The 20,622-nt window shown below is 71.1% G+C and carries 23 protein-coding genes; 13 read left to right on the top strand and 10 right to left on the bottom strand.

From position 1 onward, the window contains the following. The first annotated feature begins 10 nt into the window (after nucleotides 1–10). A complete protein-coding gene (locus tag ABEA43_RS48500; RefSeq protein ID WP_345572881.1) occupies nucleotides 11–946 on the top strand; it encodes a proline dehydrogenase family protein in 936 nt (311 codons plus the stop codon). 12 nt (nucleotides 947–958) lie between these two features. Here the strand turns inward: ABEA43_RS48500 and ABEA43_RS48505 are convergent, their stop codons facing one another. Both ABEA43_RS48505 and ABEA43_RS48510 read right to left on the bottom strand, forming a co-directional pair. Further along, a complete protein-coding gene (locus ABEA43_RS48505; RefSeq protein ID WP_345572882.1) occupies nucleotides 959–2,551 on the bottom strand; it encodes an ABC transporter permease in 1,593 nt (530 codons plus the stop codon). Nucleotides 2,552–2,571: 20 nt separating this feature from the next. Further along, nucleotides 2,572–3,501 carry an ABC transporter ATP-binding protein gene (locus tag ABEA43_RS48510; RefSeq protein WP_345572883.1) on the bottom strand — a complete coding sequence of 310 codons (930 nt, stop codon included), beginning with the start codon at nucleotides 3,499–3,501 and terminating at the stop codon, nucleotides 2,572–2,574. A gap of 109 nt (nucleotides 3,502–3,610) precedes the next feature. On the opposite strand from ABEA43_RS48510, the gene ABEA43_RS48515 reads away from it, so the two are divergent. Next, nucleotides 3,611–4,084: a GbsR/MarR family transcriptional regulator gene (locus ABEA43_RS48515; RefSeq protein WP_345572884.1), complete on the top strand. Its 474-nt coding sequence runs from the start codon at nucleotides 3,611–3,613 to the stop codon at nucleotides 4,082–4,084. A 349-nt stretch (nucleotides 4,085–4,433) separates the two neighbouring features. Here the strand turns inward: ABEA43_RS48515 and ABEA43_RS48520 are convergent, their stop codons facing one another. After that, a complete protein-coding gene (locus ABEA43_RS48520; RefSeq protein WP_345572885.1) occupies nucleotides 4,434–5,426 on the bottom strand; it encodes an ArsR/SmtB family transcription factor in 993 nt (330 codons plus the stop codon). Between the two features lie 166 nt (nucleotides 5,427–5,592). Here ABEA43_RS48520 and ABEA43_RS48525 point away from each other — a divergent pair, with 166 nt between their 5' ends. Beyond that, a complete protein-coding gene (locus ABEA43_RS48525; protein ID WP_345572886.1) occupies nucleotides 5,593–6,153 on the top strand; it encodes a hypothetical protein in 561 nt (186 codons plus the stop codon). Between the two features lie 149 nt (nucleotides 6,154–6,302). Here ABEA43_RS48525 and ABEA43_RS48530 read toward each other — a convergent pair whose 3' ends face one another. Continuing rightward, entirely contained in the window at nucleotides 6,303–7,046 is a 744-nt protein-coding gene (locus ABEA43_RS48530) for a glucose 1-dehydrogenase (RefSeq protein ID WP_345572887.1), read from the bottom strand. A gap of 148 nt (nucleotides 7,047–7,194) precedes the next feature. On the opposite strand from ABEA43_RS48530, the gene ABEA43_RS48535 reads away from it, so the two are divergent. The 5 genes from ABEA43_RS48535 to ABEA43_RS48555 all read left to right on the top strand — a co-directional run bounded on the left by ABEA43_RS48535 (nucleotide 7,195) and on the right by ABEA43_RS48555 (nucleotide 10,900). Further along, nucleotides 7,195–8,127 (top strand): LysR family transcriptional regulator, encoded by a 933-nt coding sequence (locus tag ABEA43_RS48535; RefSeq protein WP_345572888.1) that lies wholly within the window; start codon nucleotides 7,195–7,197, stop codon nucleotides 8,125–8,127. 74 nt (nucleotides 8,128–8,201) lie between these two features. Beyond that, nucleotides 8,202–9,038, top strand: coding sequence for a hypothetical protein (locus ABEA43_RS48540; protein ID WP_345572889.1), 837 nt, complete (start codon nucleotides 8,202–8,204; stop codon nucleotides 9,036–9,038). Nucleotides 9,039–9,441: 403 nt separating this feature from the next. Then, nucleotides 9,442–9,591 carry a hypothetical protein gene (locus tag ABEA43_RS48545; RefSeq protein ID WP_345572890.1) on the top strand — a complete coding sequence of 50 codons (150 nt, stop codon included), beginning with the start codon at nucleotides 9,442–9,444 and terminating at the stop codon, nucleotides 9,589–9,591. A gap of 213 nt (nucleotides 9,592–9,804) precedes the next feature. Next, on the top strand, nucleotides 9,805–10,101 hold the full coding sequence (locus ABEA43_RS48550) for a putative quinol monooxygenase (protein WP_345572891.1): 297 nt from the start codon (nucleotides 9,805–9,807) through the stop codon (nucleotides 10,099–10,101). 73 nt (nucleotides 10,102–10,174) lie between these two features. Continuing rightward, complete coding sequence (locus tag ABEA43_RS48555; protein WP_345572892.1) at nucleotides 10,175–10,900, top strand: hypothetical protein; 726 nt, start codon at nucleotides 10,175–10,177, stop codon at nucleotides 10,898–10,900. A gap of 44 nt (nucleotides 10,901–10,944) precedes the next feature. Here the strand turns inward: ABEA43_RS48555 and ABEA43_RS48560 are convergent, their stop codons facing one another. Continuing rightward, entirely contained in the window at nucleotides 10,945–11,313 is a 369-nt protein-coding gene (locus ABEA43_RS48560; RefSeq protein ID WP_345572893.1) for a calcium-binding protein, read from the bottom strand. A 59-nt stretch (nucleotides 11,314–11,372) separates the two neighbouring features. Here ABEA43_RS48560 and ABEA43_RS48565 point away from each other — a divergent pair, with 59 nt between their 5' ends. After that, nucleotides 11,373–12,365: a DUF5937 family protein gene (locus ABEA43_RS48565; RefSeq protein WP_345572894.1), complete on the top strand. Its 993-nt coding sequence runs from the start codon at nucleotides 11,373–11,375 to the stop codon at nucleotides 12,363–12,365. A gap of 4 nt (nucleotides 12,366–12,369) precedes the next feature. Here ABEA43_RS48565 and ABEA43_RS48570 read toward each other — a convergent pair whose 3' ends face one another. Then, nucleotides 12,370–12,762, bottom strand: coding sequence for a RidA family protein (locus tag ABEA43_RS48570; protein WP_345572895.1), 393 nt, complete (start codon nucleotides 12,760–12,762; stop codon nucleotides 12,370–12,372). 260 nt (nucleotides 12,763–13,022) lie between these two features. Here ABEA43_RS48570 and ABEA43_RS48575 point away from each other — a divergent pair, with 260 nt between their 5' ends. Continuing rightward, on the top strand, nucleotides 13,023–15,764 hold the full coding sequence (locus ABEA43_RS48575) for a helix-turn-helix transcriptional regulator (protein ID WP_345572896.1): 2,742 nt from the start codon (nucleotides 13,023–13,025) through the stop codon (nucleotides 15,762–15,764). A gap of 82 nt (nucleotides 15,765–15,846) precedes the next feature. Continuing rightward, nucleotides 15,847–16,065: a hypothetical protein gene (locus ABEA43_RS48580; protein WP_345572897.1), complete on the top strand. Its 219-nt coding sequence runs from the start codon at nucleotides 15,847–15,849 to the stop codon at nucleotides 16,063–16,065. Nucleotides 16,066–16,168: 103 nt separating this feature from the next. Here the strand turns inward: ABEA43_RS48580 and ABEA43_RS48585 are convergent, their stop codons facing one another. After that, nucleotides 16,169–16,879, bottom strand: a complete 711-nt coding sequence (locus ABEA43_RS48585; protein WP_345572898.1) for a Crp/Fnr family transcriptional regulator — start codon at nucleotides 16,877–16,879, stop codon at nucleotides 16,169–16,171. Continuing rightward, on the bottom strand, nucleotides 16,872–17,432 hold the full coding sequence (locus ABEA43_RS48590) for a DUF3307 domain-containing protein (protein ID WP_345572899.1): 561 nt from the start codon (nucleotides 17,430–17,432) through the stop codon (nucleotides 16,872–16,874). Before ABEA43_RS48590 ends, ABEA43_RS48585 begins: the two co-directional genes overlap by 8 nt. Before the next feature lie 295 nt (nucleotides 17,433–17,727). On the opposite strand from ABEA43_RS48590, the gene ABEA43_RS48595 reads away from it, so the two are divergent. Then, complete coding sequence (locus ABEA43_RS48595; RefSeq protein WP_345572925.1) at nucleotides 17,728–19,194, top strand: SulP family inorganic anion transporter; 1,467 nt, start codon at nucleotides 17,728–17,730, stop codon at nucleotides 19,192–19,194. Between the two features lie 28 nt (nucleotides 19,195–19,222). Here the strand turns inward: ABEA43_RS48595 and ABEA43_RS48600 are convergent, their stop codons facing one another. Then, nucleotides 19,223–19,540: a hypothetical protein gene (locus ABEA43_RS48600; protein WP_345572900.1), complete on the bottom strand. Its 318-nt coding sequence runs from the start codon at nucleotides 19,538–19,540 to the stop codon at nucleotides 19,223–19,225. Between ABEA43_RS48600 and ABEA43_RS48605 the strand changes: the two genes are divergently transcribed. Then, complete coding sequence (locus tag ABEA43_RS48605; RefSeq protein ID WP_345572901.1) at nucleotides 19,506–19,967, top strand: AfsR/SARP family transcriptional regulator; 462 nt, start codon at nucleotides 19,506–19,508, stop codon at nucleotides 19,965–19,967. The two genes, ABEA43_RS48600 and ABEA43_RS48605, sit on opposite strands and share 35 nt — an antisense overlap. On the opposite strand, the gene ABEA43_RS48610 is transcribed toward ABEA43_RS48605, so the two are convergent. Next, on the bottom strand, nucleotides 19,968–20,528 hold the full coding sequence (locus tag ABEA43_RS48610) for a hypothetical protein (protein ID WP_345572902.1): 561 nt from the start codon (nucleotides 20,526–20,528) through the stop codon (nucleotides 19,968–19,970). Between the last annotated feature and the right edge of the window lie 94 nt (nucleotides 20,529–20,622).

Below are 20,622 nucleotides of genomic sequence, written 5' to 3' on the forward strand. Positions count from 1 at the left end.
AGGAATGACGATGACCGTGATGGAGCAGGCCGCCCAGGCCATGCGGACCCTGGCCCTCGACGAGGAGCTCAAGGACCGGGTCGCCGCGGACCCCGAGCTGCGCGAGCTGGCCTGGCGGGTGGCCGGACGATACGTCGGCGGCCAGACGATCGGCGAGGTGCTCGGCCGGACCGCCCTGATCAACGCGGAGGGCAGGTCGGTCACCATCGACTACATGGGCGAGAGCTGCCGGGACGCCGGCCTGGCCACGGCCGAGACCGAGGTGTTCCTGGACCTGTCACAACAGGCCGCGGCCCGCGGGGCGAACTGCTCGGTGTCCTTCGACCTGTCCCACATCGGCTCCCTGGTGGACCGCGAGCTGGGGCTGGCGAACGCCACCCGGCTGGCCGAGGCCACCGCCGCCGCGGGCCAGGAGCTGATGATCTCGATGGAGGGCTCCGATCGCACGGACCTCATCCTGTGGACCCACGAACGCCTCTGCGAGCGTTTCGACCACGTCGGCATCACCGTCATGGCCCGTATGCACCGCACGGCCGAGGACCTGCCCCGCCTGCTGGAGCGGCCCGGCCGCATCCGCCTGGTGAAGGGCGCCTACCTCGAACCCGAGTCCATCGCCTACCCCCGCGACAGCCGCGAGATGCGGGAGGCCTACCTCGCCCACGCGACCCTCCTGCTGAACAGCGGTCACCTCTCCTCGATCGCCACCCACGACCTCGACCTCCTGGACGAACTGGAGCCGCACATGCGGCCGGACTCCGGCGCGTACGAGGTCGAGATACTGCTCGGGCTCGGCATCGATCAGTTGCCCACGCTGCGGGATCGCGGGCATCCGATCAGGGAGTACGTCGTGTTCGGCACCCAGTGGTGGCTGTACGTCTGCAACCGGATCGCCGAGCACCCGGTGCGGCTGTTCCAGGCCCTGCTGGACGCCGGCCGGCGCGAATAGGCCCCTGCCGGATCATCCCAGGTCGCGGCGGTGGAGCGCGGCGAGCCCCGCGGTGGTGAGCCCGATGGCGACGACGGCCAGCAGGACCAGCGGCGTCAGGGCGAACGGGGCCACCGGAAGCCCAGGAGTCTGCGCGAACGGCGACATCGTCAAGAGCGACGGGTCGGCGTCCAGCAGCTCCACCGCGAACTCCAGCACGAAGCACAGGCCGAGCGCTGTATAGGCGACGATCGCGGCGAGCCGTGGCAGCAGGCCGTACACCAGCGCCGCGATGGCGGCCAGCACCAGCACCGAAGGCAGCCGCGTCAGGCTCGCGCCCAGCAGCCGGGCCGTCTCGCCGCCCGGGTCTCCCGTGGAGAGCCCGTAGACCAGCCCCATCCCGAGGCCGGACCCGGCCAGCACGATCCCGGACCCGGCCACGACGACAGCGAGGTGACCGCCCGCCCAGCGCAGCCGGCCGACCGGGCCGGTCAGGATGGCGTCGGCGTGGCCCGAGGTCTCCTCCGTCCGCAGCCGCAGGGTCGCCTGAATCGCGTACACCGTGATGACCTGGCTCGTCAGATAGACGACGAAGGCGAAGAAGCCGTCCACGGGGCGGCCGCCGCCACCCATCCGGTCGATCAGGCCCCTGAGGGCCTCGCTGGCGTTCAGCTGGTCGGCGGCGCTCCTGGCCGCGCCTCCCAGGCCGGCGCCGAACGCGGTGGCCGCGACGGCCCAGGCGAGCAGCGCGCCCCGCTGCAGCCGCCAGGCCAGGGCGAACGAGCTGCGCAAGCCCGGCGTCGCGCCGGCGGGACCGAGCCGGGGCGGGAAGATGCCGGCCCCCAGGTCCCGGCGGGCGGAGATCCGGTACGCGCCGGCCACCAGCAGCAGCGTCAGGACGATGACGGGAAGGAGCGGCCAGAAGTGGTCACCGGCGAAGGGGCGCATGCGCTGGGTCCAGCCGAACGGCGACAGCCACGACACCCAGGGGCTCGCCTCGATGTCCGCGATCGCACGCACCGCGTACAGGATGCCCATCGCCGTGGCGGCGATGCCGGTGGCGATACGGGAGCCTTCGGTCAGCTGGGCCGCCAGGCCCGCGAGCGCGGCGAAGACCCAGCCGATGGCCGCGACCGACAAGCCCATCACCAGGGAGCCCCGCGCGGGCAGTCCCTGGCCGATGAGCCCCAGCGCCACGACCAGGGCGGTGACCAGGTTGGCGGCGAAGGCCACGGTGAGCGCGGCCGTCAGCGCCGCGTGCCGGCCGACCACGGTCGAGCCCAGCAGCTCGCTACGGCCCGCTTCCTCCTCGGCGCGGGTGCTGCGGATCACCAGGAACAGGCTGGCCAGCGCGATGAGCAGGGCGGCCTGCCCGCGTACGCGCCACGCGGCGAGCCCGCCGGTGGACGGCTCGTAGATCGGGCCGATCATCATGAGCTGGGTCGGGTCGCCGTTGGTCGTGTGGAGGAACGCCTGCCGCACCTCTTCGGTGGGGTAGGCGGTGGCCACCGAGCTCGCGACGCCGATCACGAGCAGCGCCACCAGCCCGAACCAGAGCGGCAACCTCAATCGGTCGCGTCGCAGGATGAGCCGGATCAGTCCGCCGGTGCCGGTCAGCGTGCTCATCGCTGTGTTCGTCGCTGTATTCATTTCTGGGCCGCCATGTGCTTGCCGGCCGCACCCGCCGCGGACAGGTCGTCCTCGTAGTGGCGCAGGAACATCTCCTCCAGCGTCGGCGGCCGGCTGACCAGGCTCCGCACACCGACCTGCGCCAGCTCGCGCAGCAGCGCGTCCAGCCCGTCACCGTCCACCTGGCAGCGCAGCCGGTTGCCCTGCGTCCAGAGGTCGTGCACGCCGGCCGATCCGGTGAGCGGCGGGACGGGGCCGGCGAGCTCGGCCGTGATCGAGGTGCGGGTGAGGTGGCGCAGCTCGTCGAGTGTGCCCGTCTCCACCGTGCGTCCGTGCCGGATGATGCTCACCCTGTCGCACAGGGCCTCGACCTCGGCGAGGATGTGGCTGGACAGCAGCACCGTACGTCCCTTGCGCCGCTCTTCCTGGATGCTCTCCTGGAAGACCGCCTCCATCAGCGGGTCGAGGCCGGAGGTGGGCTCGTCCAGGATGAGCAGCTCGGCATCCGACGACAGCGCCGCGACCAGGGCCACCTTCTGCCGGTTGCCCTTGGAGTAGGCCCGCCCCTTTTTGCGGGGGTCCAGCTCGAAGCGCTCAAGCAGCTCGGCCCGGCGGCGGGGGTCGAGCCCGCCGCGCAGCCGGCCGAGCAGGTCGATCGTCTCGCCGCCCGACAGCGTCGGCCACAGGGTCACGTCGCCGGACACGTACGCCAGCCGGCGGTGCAGCGCCGTCGCGTCTCGCCACGGATCGCCGTCCAGCAGCCGGGCCGTGCCGGAGTCCTGACGCAGGAGGCCGAGCAGGACGCGGACGGTGGTGGACTTGCCGGCGCCGTTGGGCCCGAGGAAGCCGTGTACCTCCCCGGTGCGGACCGTCAGGTCCAGGCCGTCGAGCGCCCGTGTCCGGCCGAAGGTCTTGACCAGGCCGGACACGGAGATCATATTTGACATACTTTGCAGATTACACGGATTTCACGAAATATGTGAAGACTCAGATAGTCTGTAGCCTGGGCTCCCGGACAGACGAGGCGCAGGGGTGTGCATGAGCGATGAGAGCGGCATGAATGAGCGAAGCGACAGCGCGCTGCGCTTCCTCGAACGGTTCGCCGTGATCATGTCCGACTCCGGCTATCCGCGGATGGCCGCGCGGGTGCTCTCGGCGCTGCTCATCGCCGACGAAGGCCGGCGGACCGCCGCCGAGCTCGCCGACGTGCTGCAGGTCGGCCCGTCCGCCATCTCCGGCGCGGTGAAATACCTGATGCGGGTCGGGATGGTGACCCGCGAGCGGGACCCGGGGGACCGCCGTGATCATTACCGGGTCGATCAGACGGCGTGGTACAGGGCGGCGGCGTCGAGCGACGAGGTGTTCCGCCGCTTCGAGGAGGGGGCGCGCGACGGGGTGGAGGTCCTCGGCACGCACACGCCGGCGGGGGCGCGGATGGATGAGACCCGGCGCTTCTTCGCGTTCCTGCGCAGCGAGGTGCCCCAGCTTCTGCACAAGTGGCACGAAGTGAACGCTCACCACCCGCATTGATCTACATTGTAAAGGCGGCGGGGTCACGAAAAATCACTGAAAAGCCGACAAACCACAACAAGCTGGTGAGGTGATGGCGATTCATTCGCTGCCCACGCAGCCGCAGGCGGAGCCGTACCAGATGGTCGCCTGCCAGGCTCCGCCGCACCTGCGCCCCTACGTGCTGGGATGGGCCGGCTTTCGCGCCCGGGCAGGGGAGCACGCGGAGTTCAGCCGGATGCTGCCGCTCAACGCGGCCACCTTGATCATCGACTTCACCGGTGACGCCCGGCAGCCGGCCGGGGCGCGAGGGGACCGTGATCTCCCATTGAGGTGCACCGCCCATGCCGACATGGTAGGCCGGTTGGCGTTACCGGTCGGTGTCCAGGAGCGTGCGACCGAGCTCGGTCAGGTGATGCAGCGTCCGGTTGTGGTCGCGGTGGCTGGAGATCAGGCCCGACTGCCGCAGGACGGTGGTGTGCTCGCTGGCCGAGGCCAGGGAGATGCCCAGGTGGCGGGCGAGCGCGGTCGTGCTCGTCCCCTCGCGGGTGCCGATGGCGTCCAGCACCGCAGCCCGTGTCGAGCCGATCAGCGCGCCGAGCGCGGCCGGGACCGTCGAGGCGCGCGTCGTGGGCAAGGCGTCCGGCCCGCGCTCCACCGGGTAGACCAGCACCGGCGGTAGATCCGGATCGAGCATCGTCAAAGGTCCGCTGACGCAGAAGTACGAGGGGATGAGCAGCAGTCCCCGGCCCTGGAGGTGGAGCTCCTGGTCGCGGTGTCCTGGGATGTGAAGTTCGCCCGCTGACCAGGTCATCATCGGCCGGAGGCTGGCCAGCAGTCCCTCCACGCCGCCGGCGGCCAGGGCGAAGGTGTGGATCCGGCGATCTTTCTCCAGGGCGGCGTCGATGCTGCGCCGGTAGGGCAGGACGATCAGTTCGTAGCACCTGCGCATGGCGTCGGTCAGTTCGGCGAGTACGGGGGGTTCGCCGTCGGCCAGACGCCGCGCGCTGCTGGGCAGGCGGTGCGTCGCGGCCAGGCGGCGGACGTCCCGCTTGAGCATCGGGATGGGGGTGGTGCGCAGCGCCTCCAAGCCGTGATCCAGGCCGTGGACCGCCTCGATGGGGTTGAGAAAGTCCGGGAAGTAGCCCACGTTCGGGGTCAGGGCCAGCAGCAAGGCCAGCACCTCTCCGAGCCGTGCGTGCCGTACCGCCCTGGAGCCCTCCTTGCGCCATGAGGTGAAAAGCAGGTCTCCGCGTTGCGGCCTGAGCATCTGCAGGCTCAGGACCAGCTCCCACAGCGGGTCAGGGCCGGCGGCGATCCTGGTCCGCGCGATGTCGTCACTCGTGAAATAGATCCTGAGCATGAGAAGGCCATCCAAGGTAAGGGTGCCGAGCTCTCTTGCTGTTTCGTGGTGACAATTGTTGTTCATTATCATGCTGGCCGTTCATGCCCGGCCGGCGTTTCTTCTGTGGACCGTTCCTGGGCCCTGACCTGCCCGGAGCTGGGTGTTTCGGCCACAACCGAATGACATGGACAAGGGCGTGGCCCCCGTGGACGATCCCCAGGAAGCAAGCGGGGAGTTCGCGATCGACGAGGGGATGACAATGCGTTCGATCATTCGGTTCTTGTTAGCGGTGTGCGTCGCGTTACCTGTCTTCGGAAGCAGTCCGGCCGGCGCGTCGAGTGCCGCTGATTCCTGGCATCGGGATCCGGTCCCGTACGTCATTCACGCGGGCTCGGTGAATGGCGTATGGCGGAACGTCGCCCGCCTCGGCGAAGGCGAACTGTACTGGACCGATTACGGCGCGCGGGTGACGGTCTCGTTCTGGCTCAAGGACTTCGCCACGGACGGGTACTGCGCGGCGGGCTGGGTCGACGAGTTCGGTGCCGAGCCCGTGCAGACGCACACCCTTCTGGAGTGCAACGGCGTGGACAAGTGGGTCTCGGTGAGCCTCCCGTCCACCGGGCATCGCATCTGTCAGATCATCGTCCGGGTGGGGCGTCAGAAGAGCAGCGGAGCTCTCCCGCCTCAAAGCTCCGGACCTTGGTATACGCGGGTGGGTACCTGGAACAACCGCGACGGGTGCTGAACACCGTCGGGGTACGGAACGAAGTGCGGGCGTTGAGGGAGATCAACGCCCGCGGCGAGAGCGGAATGCTTGTATGAGGGAGGCGTCGTACAGGGCGCGCACGGTTTCCCGTGGGGTTTCCTGTCGGAAAGGGCATCGGGCGGTGGCGGTCAGAGCTGGGAGCCGCCGCCGTCCACCGCGAGCTCGGCGCCGGTGGTGAAGGTGGCGTCGAAGGCGAGGAACGCGACTGCCCTCGCCACCTCGGACGGGGTCCCGAGACGGAGTATGGGATTGTCGGCCGCCATCTGCGCCTTGGTCTGCTCGGCGGCCTCCTTGGGCATCGACTTCTCCAGGATGCCGGAGTCGATCGGGCCGGGGCTGACCGCGTTGACGCGGATCTTTCGAGGCAGGAGCTCACGGGCCAGGCTGCGGGTCATGGAGCGCAGCGCGGCCTTGCCGGCGGCGTACGCGCTGAGCATGGGCAGGCCGAGCACGTTCGCGACCGATGTGGTGAGCACCACGCCGCTGCCCTCGGTCATCAGCGGCGCGAGCTTCTGCACCGTGAAGTACGGGCCCTTGGCGTTGATGGCCATCAACTGGTCGAACAGCTCTTCGCTGGTCGCCTCGAAGGGGGCGAAACCGTTGACGCCGGCATTGGCGAACAAGGCGTCCACCGTGCCGAACTCGGCCTTCGTCCGGTCGGCCAGCGCGTCGATGTCGGCCAGGGAGGCCGCGTCGCTGCGGAGGGCGATCGCACGGTCGCCGAGCCGCTCGCGGGCGGCGTCCAGGGTGGCCTGGGTGCGTCCGGTGATCAGGACGCGCGCGCCCTCGGCCACCAGCAACTGCGCGGTGGCCAGGCCGAAGCCGCTGCTGCCGCCGGTGATCACAACCTTCTTGCCCTCGTACTTGCTCATATTCGGACAACCTCTTTCGCGTGGAATCGCGTTACCAGTTTCCGTCCCCAGCGGGACAGGCCTCAGTCAACCCCCGCTCCCACCTGGGCGTCCAAGACCTGTTCTGCACCCCGTCATGCAGGATCCGCATAACGGTTAGAGTGAAGAAGTGTCCGAAATAGGGGTGTCATCGCCACCCGCTCAACCCGCTGTCGATCTCGACCTGCGGCTGGTGCGCTACTTCACGGTCGTGGCCGAGCACCTGAACTTCGCCCGCGCGGCCGCGGCGCTGCACCTGGCCCAGCCGTCCCTGAGCCGTCAGATCCAGCGACTGGAGGACGTGCTCGGCGTGCGGCTGCTGGAACGCACCCCCCAGGGCAGCCGCCTCACCGTGGCCGGCGCCGCCTTCCTCCCGCAGGCGCAGGCACTCCTGCACACCGCCCACCAGGCGGCGCTCACCGCCCGCTCCGCCGCCCCGCCGCGCACGATCACGATCGGTTACGTCGAGGACCTCGTCATCACCCCCGCGGTACGAGACCTGCGCCGCCGTCATCCCGACGTCCACGTCCACGTCCGTACCCGTCACCTGGACTGGGACGAGACCGGCGCCCTGCCCGACCGCCGCGTCGACGCGCTCGTCGCCCGGACGCCGCTGCCCATCCCGTCCGACGACCTGCGCGTGAACGTCCTGTACGACGAACCCCGGGCACTCCTCGTCCCCGCCTCCCACCCGCTGGCAGGCAAGGAGTCGGTCACCGCCGCCGACTTCGCCGGCGAACCCCTCGTGGCCTGTGCCGGCATGGCCGGGCTGTGGACCGAGTTCTGGCGGCTCGACCCGCGCCCGAACGGCGAGCGGGCTGCGCTCGGGCCCATGGTCGTCGACACGTTCGAGGACAAGCTCGAAGCCGTCGCCGACGGGCGGGCCATCGCCCTGGTGCCCGCCGACGACCCACGTGCCACCCTGCGAGACGACCTCGTCACCATCCCCGTCGACGGGATCGAGCCCTGCCAGGTGGTCGTCGCCACGCGCGCCGACGACCGCAACCCGCTCGTCGCCCACTTCGTGGAGTCCGCGCGAAGCCTTCTCGTCCGCGACGCCTGACCCGCGCAGCGGGGCCGTGCGGGTGTCGCCCCCCGTCCGCGCCGCAGCCGGGCCGAAACCGACAGGAGACGTACGTGACCCCCGATGACCAGGTATCGCATCCAACGGGCCGAGACATCCTGCGGACCGCGCTCGGCCACGCCGAAACCGTGCTGAACGGTCGTCTACAGGCGGCGTTCGCGCTCGGGAGCCTGGCCCACGGCGGGTTCGTCGCCGAGGTCAGCGACGTGGACCTGGCGCTGATCGTCGACCGGATCGACGAGGACACCGGCCAGGCCATCGAGACGGTACGGCGCCACGCGGTCCAGGACTACGCCGGCTCCGCCCACCACGCGCTGGCCGAGCGGCTGTCGATCTTCTGGAGCGACTGGGAGCACCTGAGTACGGGCCGCCCCGCCGGGCGCTTTCCGGCCACTGACCGGATCGACCTGCTCGACTCCGGCGTACGCCTGCACGGCACCGACCGGCGCGGCGCCTGCGCCCGCCCCAGCCACGACGACCTCCTCCTGGACAGCGCCACGTTCGGCGCGGCCAAATGCGCCGACCCCGGCCACCTGCGGATGCTGCGCGACCCCGGCGGCCTGGCCCGCCAGGGCGCGCGAGCCGTCACCAAGGCCGTGCTCCTGCCCGTACGGCTCCTCTACACCGTCGTCACCGGCGCGCTCGGCCGCAACGACACCGCCGCTCACTGGTACGCCGCCGCATCGAGCCCCTCCAGCGCCTTGGTGACCCACGCCATGCGCTGGCGCGCCCAAGGCATCGACGACGTCACCGCCGCCGCCGACCTGCTCGGCCACGAACTCCTGCCGCTGTACCGGCACAGCCTCGACCGCATCCGCCACGACGTCGCCGCCTCCGGCCACAGCGACCTGGCCGCCAGGCTGACCCGCCTGCACGCGACCCTCGCCTGACACCCGCATCCCGCAGCGGTCCCAGAACGACGGTCAGCGCCGGCCGGCCCACACCTCGCGCTCGGCGCCGTCGGGGTCCTGGCCGACATCGATCCCCTCGCCGATCAGCGCGGACGAAGCAGTCGGTGGTCACGGCGGCGAGCAGGTCCCCGCTGCTCGCTCCCGGCCGGGCCGCCCGGTAGCGCTCGACCGTTCCGCCGGGCGCGCCGAGGGCGCCGGCGACCGCGGACAGGAGGGGCTCGTCGACGATGTTGATCATGCCGGTGGGGGCGAGGCCGATCCGGGTGTCGTCCCGGTTCCACCCGGCCAGGAGCCGCACGCCGCTGCCCGCGCCCCTTCGCAACGCGTCGAGCGGATGGTGGGGGAGGGTGTCGCCGTCGACGACCGGGGCGAAGGGGAGGCTTTGCCAGCCAGCCGGGTCCGCGGCGTTCTGGACCTCTTTGAGCAGGGCGGACGCCGCCCGCGCGAGCCGTCCGGCCGGCACCTTGCCGAAGGCCGCACGGGCCTGGGCGACCCCGAGCGCCTGATCCCGAGGAACGCCGCCACGCCCTGATCCGTCCGGCCCCGCAGCCGGCCGCCCGCCACCTGAACCACCGGCGCGTTGTCCACGGTCATCGCCTCTCCTGTCGCTCGGAGCTCCCCGGCCTGCGCACGGGGAGTCGTGCCAGGCGCGAGTTCGAGCATCACGAGCTCAGGGCCAGGGTGTTTTGAACGAATGTTCCGTTCTACAGTCAGCACCAGCGGCAAGCAGGTTCGGAGGAGAGCGATGGCCATTCGTCACCTCATCACGATCCATGTCGCGCCGGGCAGGACGGCCGACTTCGTCAGCGCGTTCAAGGCCCTGCAAGCGATCGCGCACCGGCAGGACGGCTGCGAGCAGTACGAGCTGTTCCAGAGCCTCGACGCCCCGGACATGCTCGTGCTGCTGGAGCGCTGGACCAGCCAGGAACTGCTGAACAAGCACATGGAGGCCGAGCGAAACCGCGATTCCTCGCCCGTCGACGCTCTCGTCGCGCTGTGGGCGCCCGGCGAGCTCCCGACCGTCGAACGCTTCGAGGTATAGGCCGGGATAACGATCCTCCTGGAGGAGGGCTGTGACTCCAGGTTGTGATCAATCTGTGGGACGATCACTGGCCATGAAGAAGATGATCACCTTAGTGGTGGCCTGTGGCGTGCTGGCGCTGGTCACCGTACCGGCGCAGGCCGCGCCGAAGGATCCGGTCAGCGCGCTGAAGGCCGTGTCGGCGCCCGGGCACGGTGTGCGGTTCACCGACACCGTCACCTGGTCGGACGGCACCGACGAGCGGGGAGCCCGGGACAACAAGGGCGCCTTCATGTTCGGCAAGAAGGGCATCGCCGCCTTCGACATCACCATGGACTACGGCGGCGACCGCAAGACGCGGTTCATCTCGATCGGCAAGACCGGTTACTACTCGGGCAGCCTCCTGGACGGCATGCTTCCCGAGGGCAAGACCTGGTACAAGACCGCCGGCGGCGGCGCCGTTCCCGATGCGTGGGCCCAGGTCGTCAATCCGGCCGAGCCCAGGACCCTGGCCGCATTGATCAAGAAGGGGGCCAGGAAGGGGAACGTCGTCACCGGTTCGATCACGCTGAAGGAGCTCAAGGCCGTCTCGGCCTGGATCGGCGCCGCGAACACGGGCAAGGAGAACGAGGGCGTCAAGGTCGCTTACACCCTCACCCTGTCTTCGGCGGGGCTCGTGAGCAGGGTGCGGACGTCGTTCACGCTGTCGAAGGACGGGGAGCTCAACATGGTCACCGTCGACAGCCGCTACACCGGGTGGGGCAGCAAGGTGTCGATCAAGGCGCCCGCTCCCGGCAGCGTGACCACCGAGTTCCGCTGATCCTGGCTTCCAGTCCGGTGCCAGCTGGCACCGGACTGCCTTCGTCAGATCTCGCAGGTGAGCTCGATGTCGCCCGCGTCGGAGTTGCACGTGTCGGTGCCGCCGGCGGCGCTGAGGGTGTCGTTGCCCCCGATCCCGTCGACGGTGTTGATGACGTCGTCGCCGGAGCCGCCTCGGATCTCGTTGGCCGCGCCGTTCCCGGTGCGGACCACGTCGCCGGTGTCGGAGACCAGCACGTTGCCGGCCGCGTCGGTGGAGATGGTGATGTTGTTCACCTTCCCCGCGGCCGCCACCACTTGGAGGTTGTTGCCGAGGAGCGCTGCCAAGGTGTCCGCGTGGGACGGCATCGCGAAAGTCGCTTGCAGGCCCGCCATGGCCAAGGCCAGCCCGAGTATGGACAGAATGTTTTTCATGTCGGCAATCAGATGGCCTCGGCAGGCTGCAGGGAGTGGATGTCGCTAATCTGAGGCGCATGCCGCGCCTGCTGTTCTCCGACTCGGACCTCGGTCGTGTCCGATTCGCCATCCTGCCCTTTCAGGAGACGATGAAAGCGGCGCGCGGCCTCGGGCTGCCGAAGCCGCCGCCCGGCCTGGCCGCGTGGCGCCACGCCCGTCGTGCGGCATTGCCCGCGGCGGCCCGGCCCGTGGTGACCCTGTGCTCGGCGCACACCCGGCATCTGCCGGACTTCCTGACGCCGCAGCCCTCCACGGACGCGATGTCGTTCGAGGACGAGTTGCACGCGGCGCTCGACGACCCCACCGCGCCGGTGCAACAGGACACGGCCGCGTTCGCCGGCGTGCTGGAGACCGTTCCCCTGGTCGTCGACACGCTGCTGCACCATCCCGACCGCAGCCGGCGAACGTTGAAGCACGCATTCACGGCATTCCACCATGCGGTGCTGGCCGCCGACTGGCCACGGCTGCACGCCCAGCTGGCAGCGGATGTGGCCTACCGGGCACGGCTCGCGGCGCAGCACGGCCTGGACGCCATGCTCGCCACTTTGTGCCCGCCACATGTGCGCTGGGACTACCCGATCCTGGGGTTCGACGGGCCGGGCGCGCCCGATTTCGCGCTCGGCGGTCGCGGGCTGGTTCTGGTGCCGAGCATGTTCCTGACCGATGGTGTGCACCGGCAGCTCAACGACCGGCAGCAGCCGATGCTCTTCTACCCGGCGCGCACCGCCGGGGCGTTCTGGCGCGACGACGGCGGGCGCGGCTGGCCGGACGGGCGGCTGGCCGGGGCGATCGGCGAGCGCCGGGCGGCGGCATTGCGGGCTCTCGCCGAACGCCCCGGCTGCGGCACCACCGACCTTGCCGCCGCGCTCGGCGTGACACCGGCCACCGCCTCGGCCCATGTGGCGAATCTGCGGCGTGCCGGGCTGGTCGTCACCACCCGGGTGGCGCGAACGGCGAGGCACGAGCTGACCCCACTGGGCCGGCACCTCCTGGACGTGCACATCGCGTAGCCGGTCACCCGACGGCGATCGCCTCGATCTCCAGCAGCCACTCTTCGGAATAGATGCCGGCGATGACGACGGTGAGAGCAGGGCAGTGGTCGCCGAGAACTTCCTGGCGGATGCGGCTGTTGGCCTCGCGGTACGCGCGGTCGGAAAGATACGTCGTGACCTTGGCGAGGTTCCGCACCCCCATGTCGGCCTCGGCCAGCACGGCGAAGAGGTTGCGCCAGGTCAGGCGGCACTGGGCGTCGAAGTCTCCGGGCACCACGCCCTGCCTGACCCAGGGGACCTGACCGCTCACGAACACCGTGCGGCGGGCACCGGCCACCAGAGTGCCATGCGTGTAGTTGCCCGTCGTGTCCGGAAGCGTCGCGGGATTGATCGGCCGTGCCAGGGAGTTTTCCACAGCGGCGACGATAGGGACGCGGCCACACCGGTCACAAACACTTCGACGATTCATCACATCCTCAGAAGGCGGGGAAGGCCCAGCCCGAGGGGTGGAAGGGCGCGCGCTCGCCGCGCCGGGGCGCGGTTCCTCGACCCGGCCCGCCGCCGCTAGGGAGGCCAGGGTGGTGCCGCCCAGGTAGGCCGCGCCCAGCTCGGCGGAGGTCAGCCGCAGGCCGGGGCGGACCCATCGGGTGATCTGTGTATTTATATGCTGGTGCCGTGGTGGCGGAGCGCGTGGTCAGCCCGGTGTTCGTCGGCCGGGGCGAGGAGCTGGCGGCGCTGGCGGCGGCCCTGGACACGGCAGTCGAGCAGGGGCCGGCGGCGGCGCTGGTGGCCGGGGAGGCCGGGATCGGCAAGTCGCGGCTGCTCGCCGAGTTCGCGCGGTCGCTGGGCCCGGGGGTGCGGGTGGTCGAGGGTGCCTGTGCGGAGCTGGGTGGTGACGGTCTGCCGTACGCGCCGTTCGTGACGGTGTTGCGCCGGCTGATCCGGGTCGAAGGGGTGCTGCCGGGGCCCTACCGCCAGCTGGCCCGCTGGTTCCCGGAGCTCGGCGAGGCGGGTGACGCGGAAGGCGGCAAGCACCGGCTGTACGAGGAGGTCCTGACGCTGGTCGAGCGGGTGGCCGCGGACCAGCCGGTCGTCGTCTCGATCGAGGACCTGCACTGGGCCGACGCCGCCACCCGCGAGCTGCTCGGCTTCCTGGCCAGGAACCTGACCCAGGCCGGCGTGCTCCTGGCGATCACCTACCGGCCGCCGGAGACGGGTGATGGGCCGCTCGGTCCGCTGCTGGCCGAGCTCGCCCGCCGCCCGCGCACCACCACGCTGCGGCTGGACCGCCTGGATCGGCAGGGCGTGGCCCGTCAGCTGGCCGCGATCCTCGGCGCCGAGCCCGACGCGGCCGCCGTACGCCGCGTCCATGAACGCAGCGACGGCAACCCGCTGTTCGTCGAGGCGCTCGCCCGCGCGGGTGAGCGGACCCCGGACAGCCTGCGCGACCTGCTGCTGTACGGCCTGCGGTCGCTGCCGGGCCCGGCTCGCGAGCTGCTGTGCCTCGCTTCGGCAGCGGGCGGCCGGGTCGGCCACCGGCTGCTCGCGCGGGTGGCCGGGCAGGACGGGGCCGAGCTGGACGCTCTGCTGCGCGAGCTCGTCGGCCGCAGCCTGCTCGTCACGGCAGGGGACGGCTACGACTTCCGCCACGCCCTGATCCGGCACGCGGTGTACGAGGACCTGCTGCCGGGCGAGCGGGCCCGCCTGCACGCGCGCTACACCGAAGCCCTGCGCGATTCCGGCGCCCACGCGGAGCTGGCCGCGCACGCCTACGCCGCCGGGGATCGCGGACCGGCCCTGTCCGCCGCCTACCTGGCCGCGGACCAGGCGCGCAGGTCCTACGCCTACGAGGAGCAGGTCGGCCTGCTCGACCAGGTCCTCGAACTCTGGGACCCGGAGGCGCGGCTGGGCGCCGACAGGATCGACGTCCTGATCGCCGCGGCCGAGGCCTGCATGCTCAGCGGCGACTACGCCCGCGGCATCGACCACGCCACCGCCGGGCTGGCCGCCGTGGACGAGCGGCGCGAGCCCGAGCGGGCCGCCCAGCTGCTGGAGCACCGGGGCCGGCTGCGGCACCGGCTGAACGCGACCGGCGTCTCCGACTGGGAACGCGCCCTCGAACTGCTGCCCGCCACCCCCGACGGCGTCCAGCGGGGGCGGCTGCTCGGCGTGCTGGCCATGGGCCTCCTGCCGGAGGTGGACAAGGCTCGCGAGCTGTTCAAGGAGGCGCTGGACGTCGGCCGGCGCACCGGCGACGCCACGGTCACGGTCCGCGGGCTGCTGGGCGTCGGGTCCATGACGCGCGACCTCGGGATGCTGGCCGAGGCCCGCACGCTCGCCGAGCGGCTCGACAGCCACGACCTGCTCATGACCGTCCCGATGTACGAGGCCACGCTGCACGGCAAGGCCGGTGACCAGGACCGCGGCATCGAGGCGGCCCGCGACGGCATCCGCCACGCCCGCCGGTACGGGCTGGGCCGCAGTCGGGGCGCCGAGCTCGCGCGCTACGCCGGGCGCGGCCTGATCCTGGCCGGGCGATGGGACGAGGCCGCCGCCGTGCTGGCGGAGAGCCTCCAGGAGGATTCACCGCCGCTGTCGCGGCAGGCCCTGCGCGCCCTCGCCGGCTACCTGTCGCTGCTGCGCGGGGACCTGTCCGCGGCCGCCGACGCCGCGGCGGCCGTGGAGCACACCGGCAGCGGAACCCTGTTCCCCCGCTACCAGCTGCTCTGCCTGCTCGCCGTCGCCCAGGGCGACCCGGAGCGGGCCGACCTGCTCCTGGACCGGGCGCTGGCCGATCCGGCGCTCACCCAGATCTACAGCAGCGACGCCCGGCCGGTCCTGGTCGCCGGCGCGCTGGCGCAGCGGGCCCGGCTCGCTCACGGCGCGTCAGGTGAGCGGGTCGCGGCCCGGCAGGCCGAGCTCGCCGCGGCTGACGCGGCGCTCGGCGTGGACGGCCGGCTCGACCGGGCCTGGCAGGTCATGCTGCGCGCGCTGATCGAGGACGACGGCTGGGATCACGCGGTGGCCGCCTGGCGGGATCTGCGGCAGCCGTACGAGCTGGCGCTGAGCCTGTTCCACGGCGCGCGAGCCGCGCTGGCGGCGGGTGACCGGCCCGGCGGAACGGACCGCCTCAGGGAAGCCGCGCGGCTGGCGGACGACCTGGGCGCCGCGCCGCTCGCCCGGGAGATCGCCCTGCTCGGGCGGCCCCGACCGGCCCAGGACGGGCTCACGGAGCGCGAGCGTGACGTGCTCAGGTTGATCGCCGAGGGCTTGAGCAACCGGCAGATCGCCGCCCGGCTGCACATCTCGCCGAGTACGGCCGGCGTGCACGTCTCCCACATCCTGACGAAACTGGGCGCGGCGACCCGCACCGAGGCGGCGGCCATCGCCTTCCGCGAAGGGTCCTCCACGATGTGAACGAATGTGCTGAACACTTGTGTTCCGGAGCGCCCGTCCAGCATGATCATGGCGTACCAGTCCCGGGAATGAAGGAGAACGGATGCGTCTACGTGCGGGCCTCGTGGTAGCAGCCATGGCCGCCGCAATGGTCGGCGCGCTCGGCGTCCCTGCTCAGGCGGCGGCGGCCGGCTGGACGTACATCGGCGTGTACACCAGCAAGTACAAGTGCGTCGACGCCGGGCAGATGTGGGTCCGTGAGGGTTTCAACGAGTACGAATGCTCAGGGAGCGCCACCTACTGGGAGCTCTGGGTCCGGTAGGTCCTGGCGCAGGCCGCCGGACCGGGAGCGCCCGGTCCGGCTCGGCCGTCAGCTCCTCTCGGGCCGGTTGCCCTTGCCGTCCAGCCACAGCGTGTCGGAGGCCCTACTCCGCCAGGCTCCAGTCCGGTGCGCCGTCGGAGGCCAGGGCCCGGATCGCGTCGGGGTCGTGGACGACCAGCCGCCGGTACCTGGTGCCGATCACGCCGCGCGTGCGCAGCTTGGTGAGCGCCCGGTGCAGGCTCGGCTCCGAAGCCCCGATCAGCGAGGCCAGCTCCGGCTGGCTGAGCGGAACCTCGACCCGTACGCCCTCGGCACAGCGCCGGCCGTAGGCGTCGACGAGGTAGTTCAAGATCAACGCCAGGCGTGTCCCGACCGGGGCGCCATTGACGACGAGCCGGTACCGGGTCACCCGCCGGAACTCCTCCAGCACCGCGCTCTGCAGCGCCGCCGCCGCCGAAGGGCGGTCCCGCAGGTAGCCGACGAACACCCGCCCGGTCACGACCCGGGCCACCACCCTGGTCAGAGCCAGCACCGAGGCCGACCGCGGCTTCTGGTCCAGCGCGGCCATCTCGCCGACCACCTCGCCCTCGCTGCGGATGGACAACAGGACCGCCCGGCCGTCCACGGTGTTGCCGAGCACCTTGCCATAGCCTTCGAGCAGGACGAACACGTCAGTCCCCGCGGATCCCTCGTCGATCAGCGTCGCGCCCGGCTCGAACGTGTGCTGGGTGCCGAGCGCGAGCAGGCGCCGGCGATCGTCCTGGACGAGGGTGTGCAGAAAGGTGCCGGAGGCCCACTGCTTGTCCTCAGCCACGGACCGGGTCCGTGGCCTGCGCGCACGCGACGGCGGCCAACCGGCGTTCCGTCGTCAAGGCGGCCGCCACCAGCACGAGAGCGCCGACCACCACCGTGATCACGCCCGCGACCCCGGTGACCACCACGGACAGTACGGCCGCGACCAGCAGCGCGCCGACGTGCAGGGACTGATCGATGAAGTACGGTGCCTCCGGCCAGTCCTGGCAGCCCTTGGCCCGGATCAGCTGGCGCACGATCCAACGACGGTCGATCACCGCGTGGGTGCTCGCCGATACGACCAGCGCGACCGCGACGCCGGTGATCTCCAACGGCGCCGCCAGCCAGACCAACGCCAGGGCGGCCGCCTGAGTGCTGGTGTAGCTGCCCACGTGACGGAGGCAGGCGCCCCAACCGCTCCATGGCGACACGTTCGCGGCCAGCTGCTCCGGCTCCGGGACCCCCTTCGCGACGGCGGTACTGTTGCTCTGCACCACATGGTCGCCGAGTTGGTGCCCGGCATAGAGAGCGGCGAACGTGACGGCGGTAATCGCTGCCGTGGTAGCACTCGACATCGGTGACTCCTCCCCTACACGGTCGTCGCAGTCAAACACACCCCGCAGCCGGAAACCTCATCGTCTGACGGGAACAACCGGACATGTGCCGGTCAGGGAATGCCCGGCCTGACCGCGGGCCGAGGGCGGCGCCAAGCCCAGGGTAGAGTTGCCGATCGCCGGCCCGCACAAGCACACCCAGGCCCGACGGCATGCGCCAGTGCCGTCCGAGAGCCGCCCACGGCCGGTGGCCCGCCGCCCCCTCGAAGGACACTTGTTGCCCAGCTCATCCACGCCCGCTCGCCCGTCCGCACGCTTGCTGCCCGGCCGTCCCGCCTGGCTGACGCCGTCGGTCGCCCGCACCGAGATCCTGTCCGGCCTGGTCGTCGCCATCGCCCTCATCCCCGAGGCGATCTCGTTCTCCATCATCGCCGGAGTCGACCCCAGCGTCGGCCTGTTCGCCTCCTTCACCATGGCCGTGGTCATCGCCGTCGCCGGCGGCCGCCCCGCGATGATCTCGGCCGCCACCGGCGCCATCGCCCTGGTCGTCGCCCCGCTGGCCCGCGAGCACGGCTTCGGCTACCTGATCGCCACCGTCATCCTCGGCGGTCTCATCCAGATCCTGCTCGGCGCCCTCGGCGTGGCCAAGCTGATGCGCTTCGTACCGCGCAGCGTCATGGTCGGCTTCGTCAACGCCCTCGCGATCCTGATCTTCATGGCCCAGGTGCCCGAGCTCATCGACGTGTCCTGGATCGTCTACCCGCTGGTCGGCGGGGCGCTCGCGCTGATGGTGTTCCTGCCCCGCCTGACCAAGGTCGTCCCGGCCCCGCTGATCTCCATCGCGGCGCTCACCGCGCTCACCATCGGCGCCCACCTGGCCGTGCCCACCGTCGGCGACCGCGGCGTGCTGCCCTCCGCCCTGCCCGTCCCCGGCCTGCCGGACGTGCCCTTCACCCTGGACACCCTCACCCTCATCGCCCCGTACGCGCTCGGCTTCGCCCTCGTCGGGCTCATGGAGTCGCTGATGACGGCCAAGCTGGTCGACGACATCACCGACACCCACTCCTCCAAGACCCGCGAGTCCATCGGCCAGGGCATCGCCAACATCGTCACCGGCTTCTTCGGCGGCATGGGCGGCTGCGCCATGATCGGCCAAACCATGATCAACGTCAAGAACGGCGCCCGCACCCGCCTGTCCACCTTCACCGCCGGCGTCATGCTCATGGTCTTGTGCATCGTGTTCGGCCCCTGGGTGTCGCAGATCCCGATGGCCGCCCTGGTCGCCGTCATGATCCTGGTCTCGTTCGGCACCTTCGACTGGCACTCCGTCGCCCCGGCCACGCTCAGGCGCATGCCCGCCGGTGAGATCACCGTCATGGTCGTCACCGTCGCCGTCGTGGTCGCCACCCACAACCTGGCCATCGGCGTCGTCGTCGGCTCCCTGACCGGCCTGGTCATCTTCGCCCGCCGGGTCGCCCACGTGGCGGACGTGAGCTCCTGCCTCGACCCCGACGGCCACCAGGTCGTCTACGCCGTCACCGGCGAGCTCTTCTTCGCCTCCACCAACGACCTGGTCTCCCGGTTCGACTACGCCGCCGACCCCGGCGACGTGGTCATCGACCTGACCGACGCCCACATCTGGGACGCCTCCTCCGTCGCCGCCCTGGACGCCATCGAGGCCAAGTACGCCGCCCGCGGCAAAACCGTGCGGATCATCGGCCTCAACCAGGCCAGCGCCCGCATGCACGGAGCCCTGTCCGGCGAACTGTCCGGCAGCCACTGACCGGTCCCCGTTTGGTGAGACCCGGCCGTCAGGCGGCGTCGAGGGCTTCGGTGATCTTGCGGGCCATCTCGGCCAGGGTGGGGCTGGGCCGGCCCTGGGCGGCGGCGTCGATGACGACGATGACGGTGCCGCGGAAGTTGCCCGCCTCCGCCGGGTCCTGCTGCTTGAGCAGGCTCATGGACGCGGTCAGGGCCGGCAGGACCTGGTCGGCCAGGTCGGCGACGGTCTTGCCGTACTTCACGCCCTTGGGCGCCTTGGCGAGCACGTGACCGACCGGGCCGGTGGCGGAGGTCAGCGCGATGGAGCCCGCGGTGGCGACCTTGTGGGCCGAGCCGGTGGCGGACACGACGCGGGCGTGGCGTGACGACGGCAGCGAGGTCCCGCTCGGCGGCTCGGCCCGGCGCGCTCTGCTGGCGCTGCTGTCGGTGCGCGCCGGCGAGGTGGTGGCGTCCGAGCGGCTGATCGACGATCTGTACGGCGGGCAGGCCCGCGACGGGGCGGCCCGTGCCCTGCAGCCGCAGGTGTCGCGGCCAGGCGATGCGCCACCATGTCGCGGGCTGCCGGAAGGCCGGGCAGGGAGTGGCCAAGTGGATGGTCCCCGAGAGCAGGATCATGGCCTGGTTCGTCAACCAGAACTACCGCCTGCTGCCTTACCTCCCCTGGAAGGGCCTCATGGTCCGGAGCATCAGGAGGACGGCGAGTGCCATCACCCTGAAACCGTACGATCCGGGGAGCCCGCCCTCGCCTCCAGCGCGGCCACCCGGCCCCCGTGATCAGCCGCTGTAGGAGATCCAGCCGTACTCGTACTGAGTCCAGCCGTTCTCGTCCCCGGAGTGCCTGCGGCCGGTCATCACCTGGCCGGCGCCGCCCATCGAGGCGTGGTTGTTCTCCCTGACCCAGCCCTCCAGCTGCCTGGGGGTGATCTGCACCGCCTTGCCCTGCCAGGACAGCGCACCGCTGTAGTAGATGGTGTCGCCGTTCTCGTCCCCGTCGTGCCGGATCCCGGTGATGGCCTGGTTCGCCGGAGCGTGGTAATCGTGGTCGTTCTCATCCGTCTTGGTGCCCCAGATGTCCAGCCTGAGCACCGTGACCTGGACGTCGTCGATGTAGATGCGCCCGCACTGGAACGTGGTGTAGCCGTTCTCGTCGCCGCGGTGCCCGCGGCCGATCAGCACCTCGTTCGTCGGGCAGGTGAACTTGCTGTTCGACTGTTTCAGGGTCGAGACCTGCCCGGGACGGATCTCGATCGTGGCGGCCGCCGCGGGGCCGGCGGGAACCAAGATGAGGGCGGCGACGGCCGCCGCCAGCGCGGCCGGCAGAGACTTCTTGAGCATGTCCGTTGTCCTTCGACGAAAGCCTGCAGTGAGCGGAATTCATGATCGCCGTCACGCCGGCGCTCGTCGTCCGCCTCCAGGGGGAGCGGGGGTC

Source organism: Nonomuraea rosea, assembly GCF_039539705.1.
Classification (GTDB): domain Bacteria; phylum Actinomycetota; class Actinomycetes; order Streptosporangiales; family Streptosporangiaceae; genus Nonomuraea; species Nonomuraea rosea.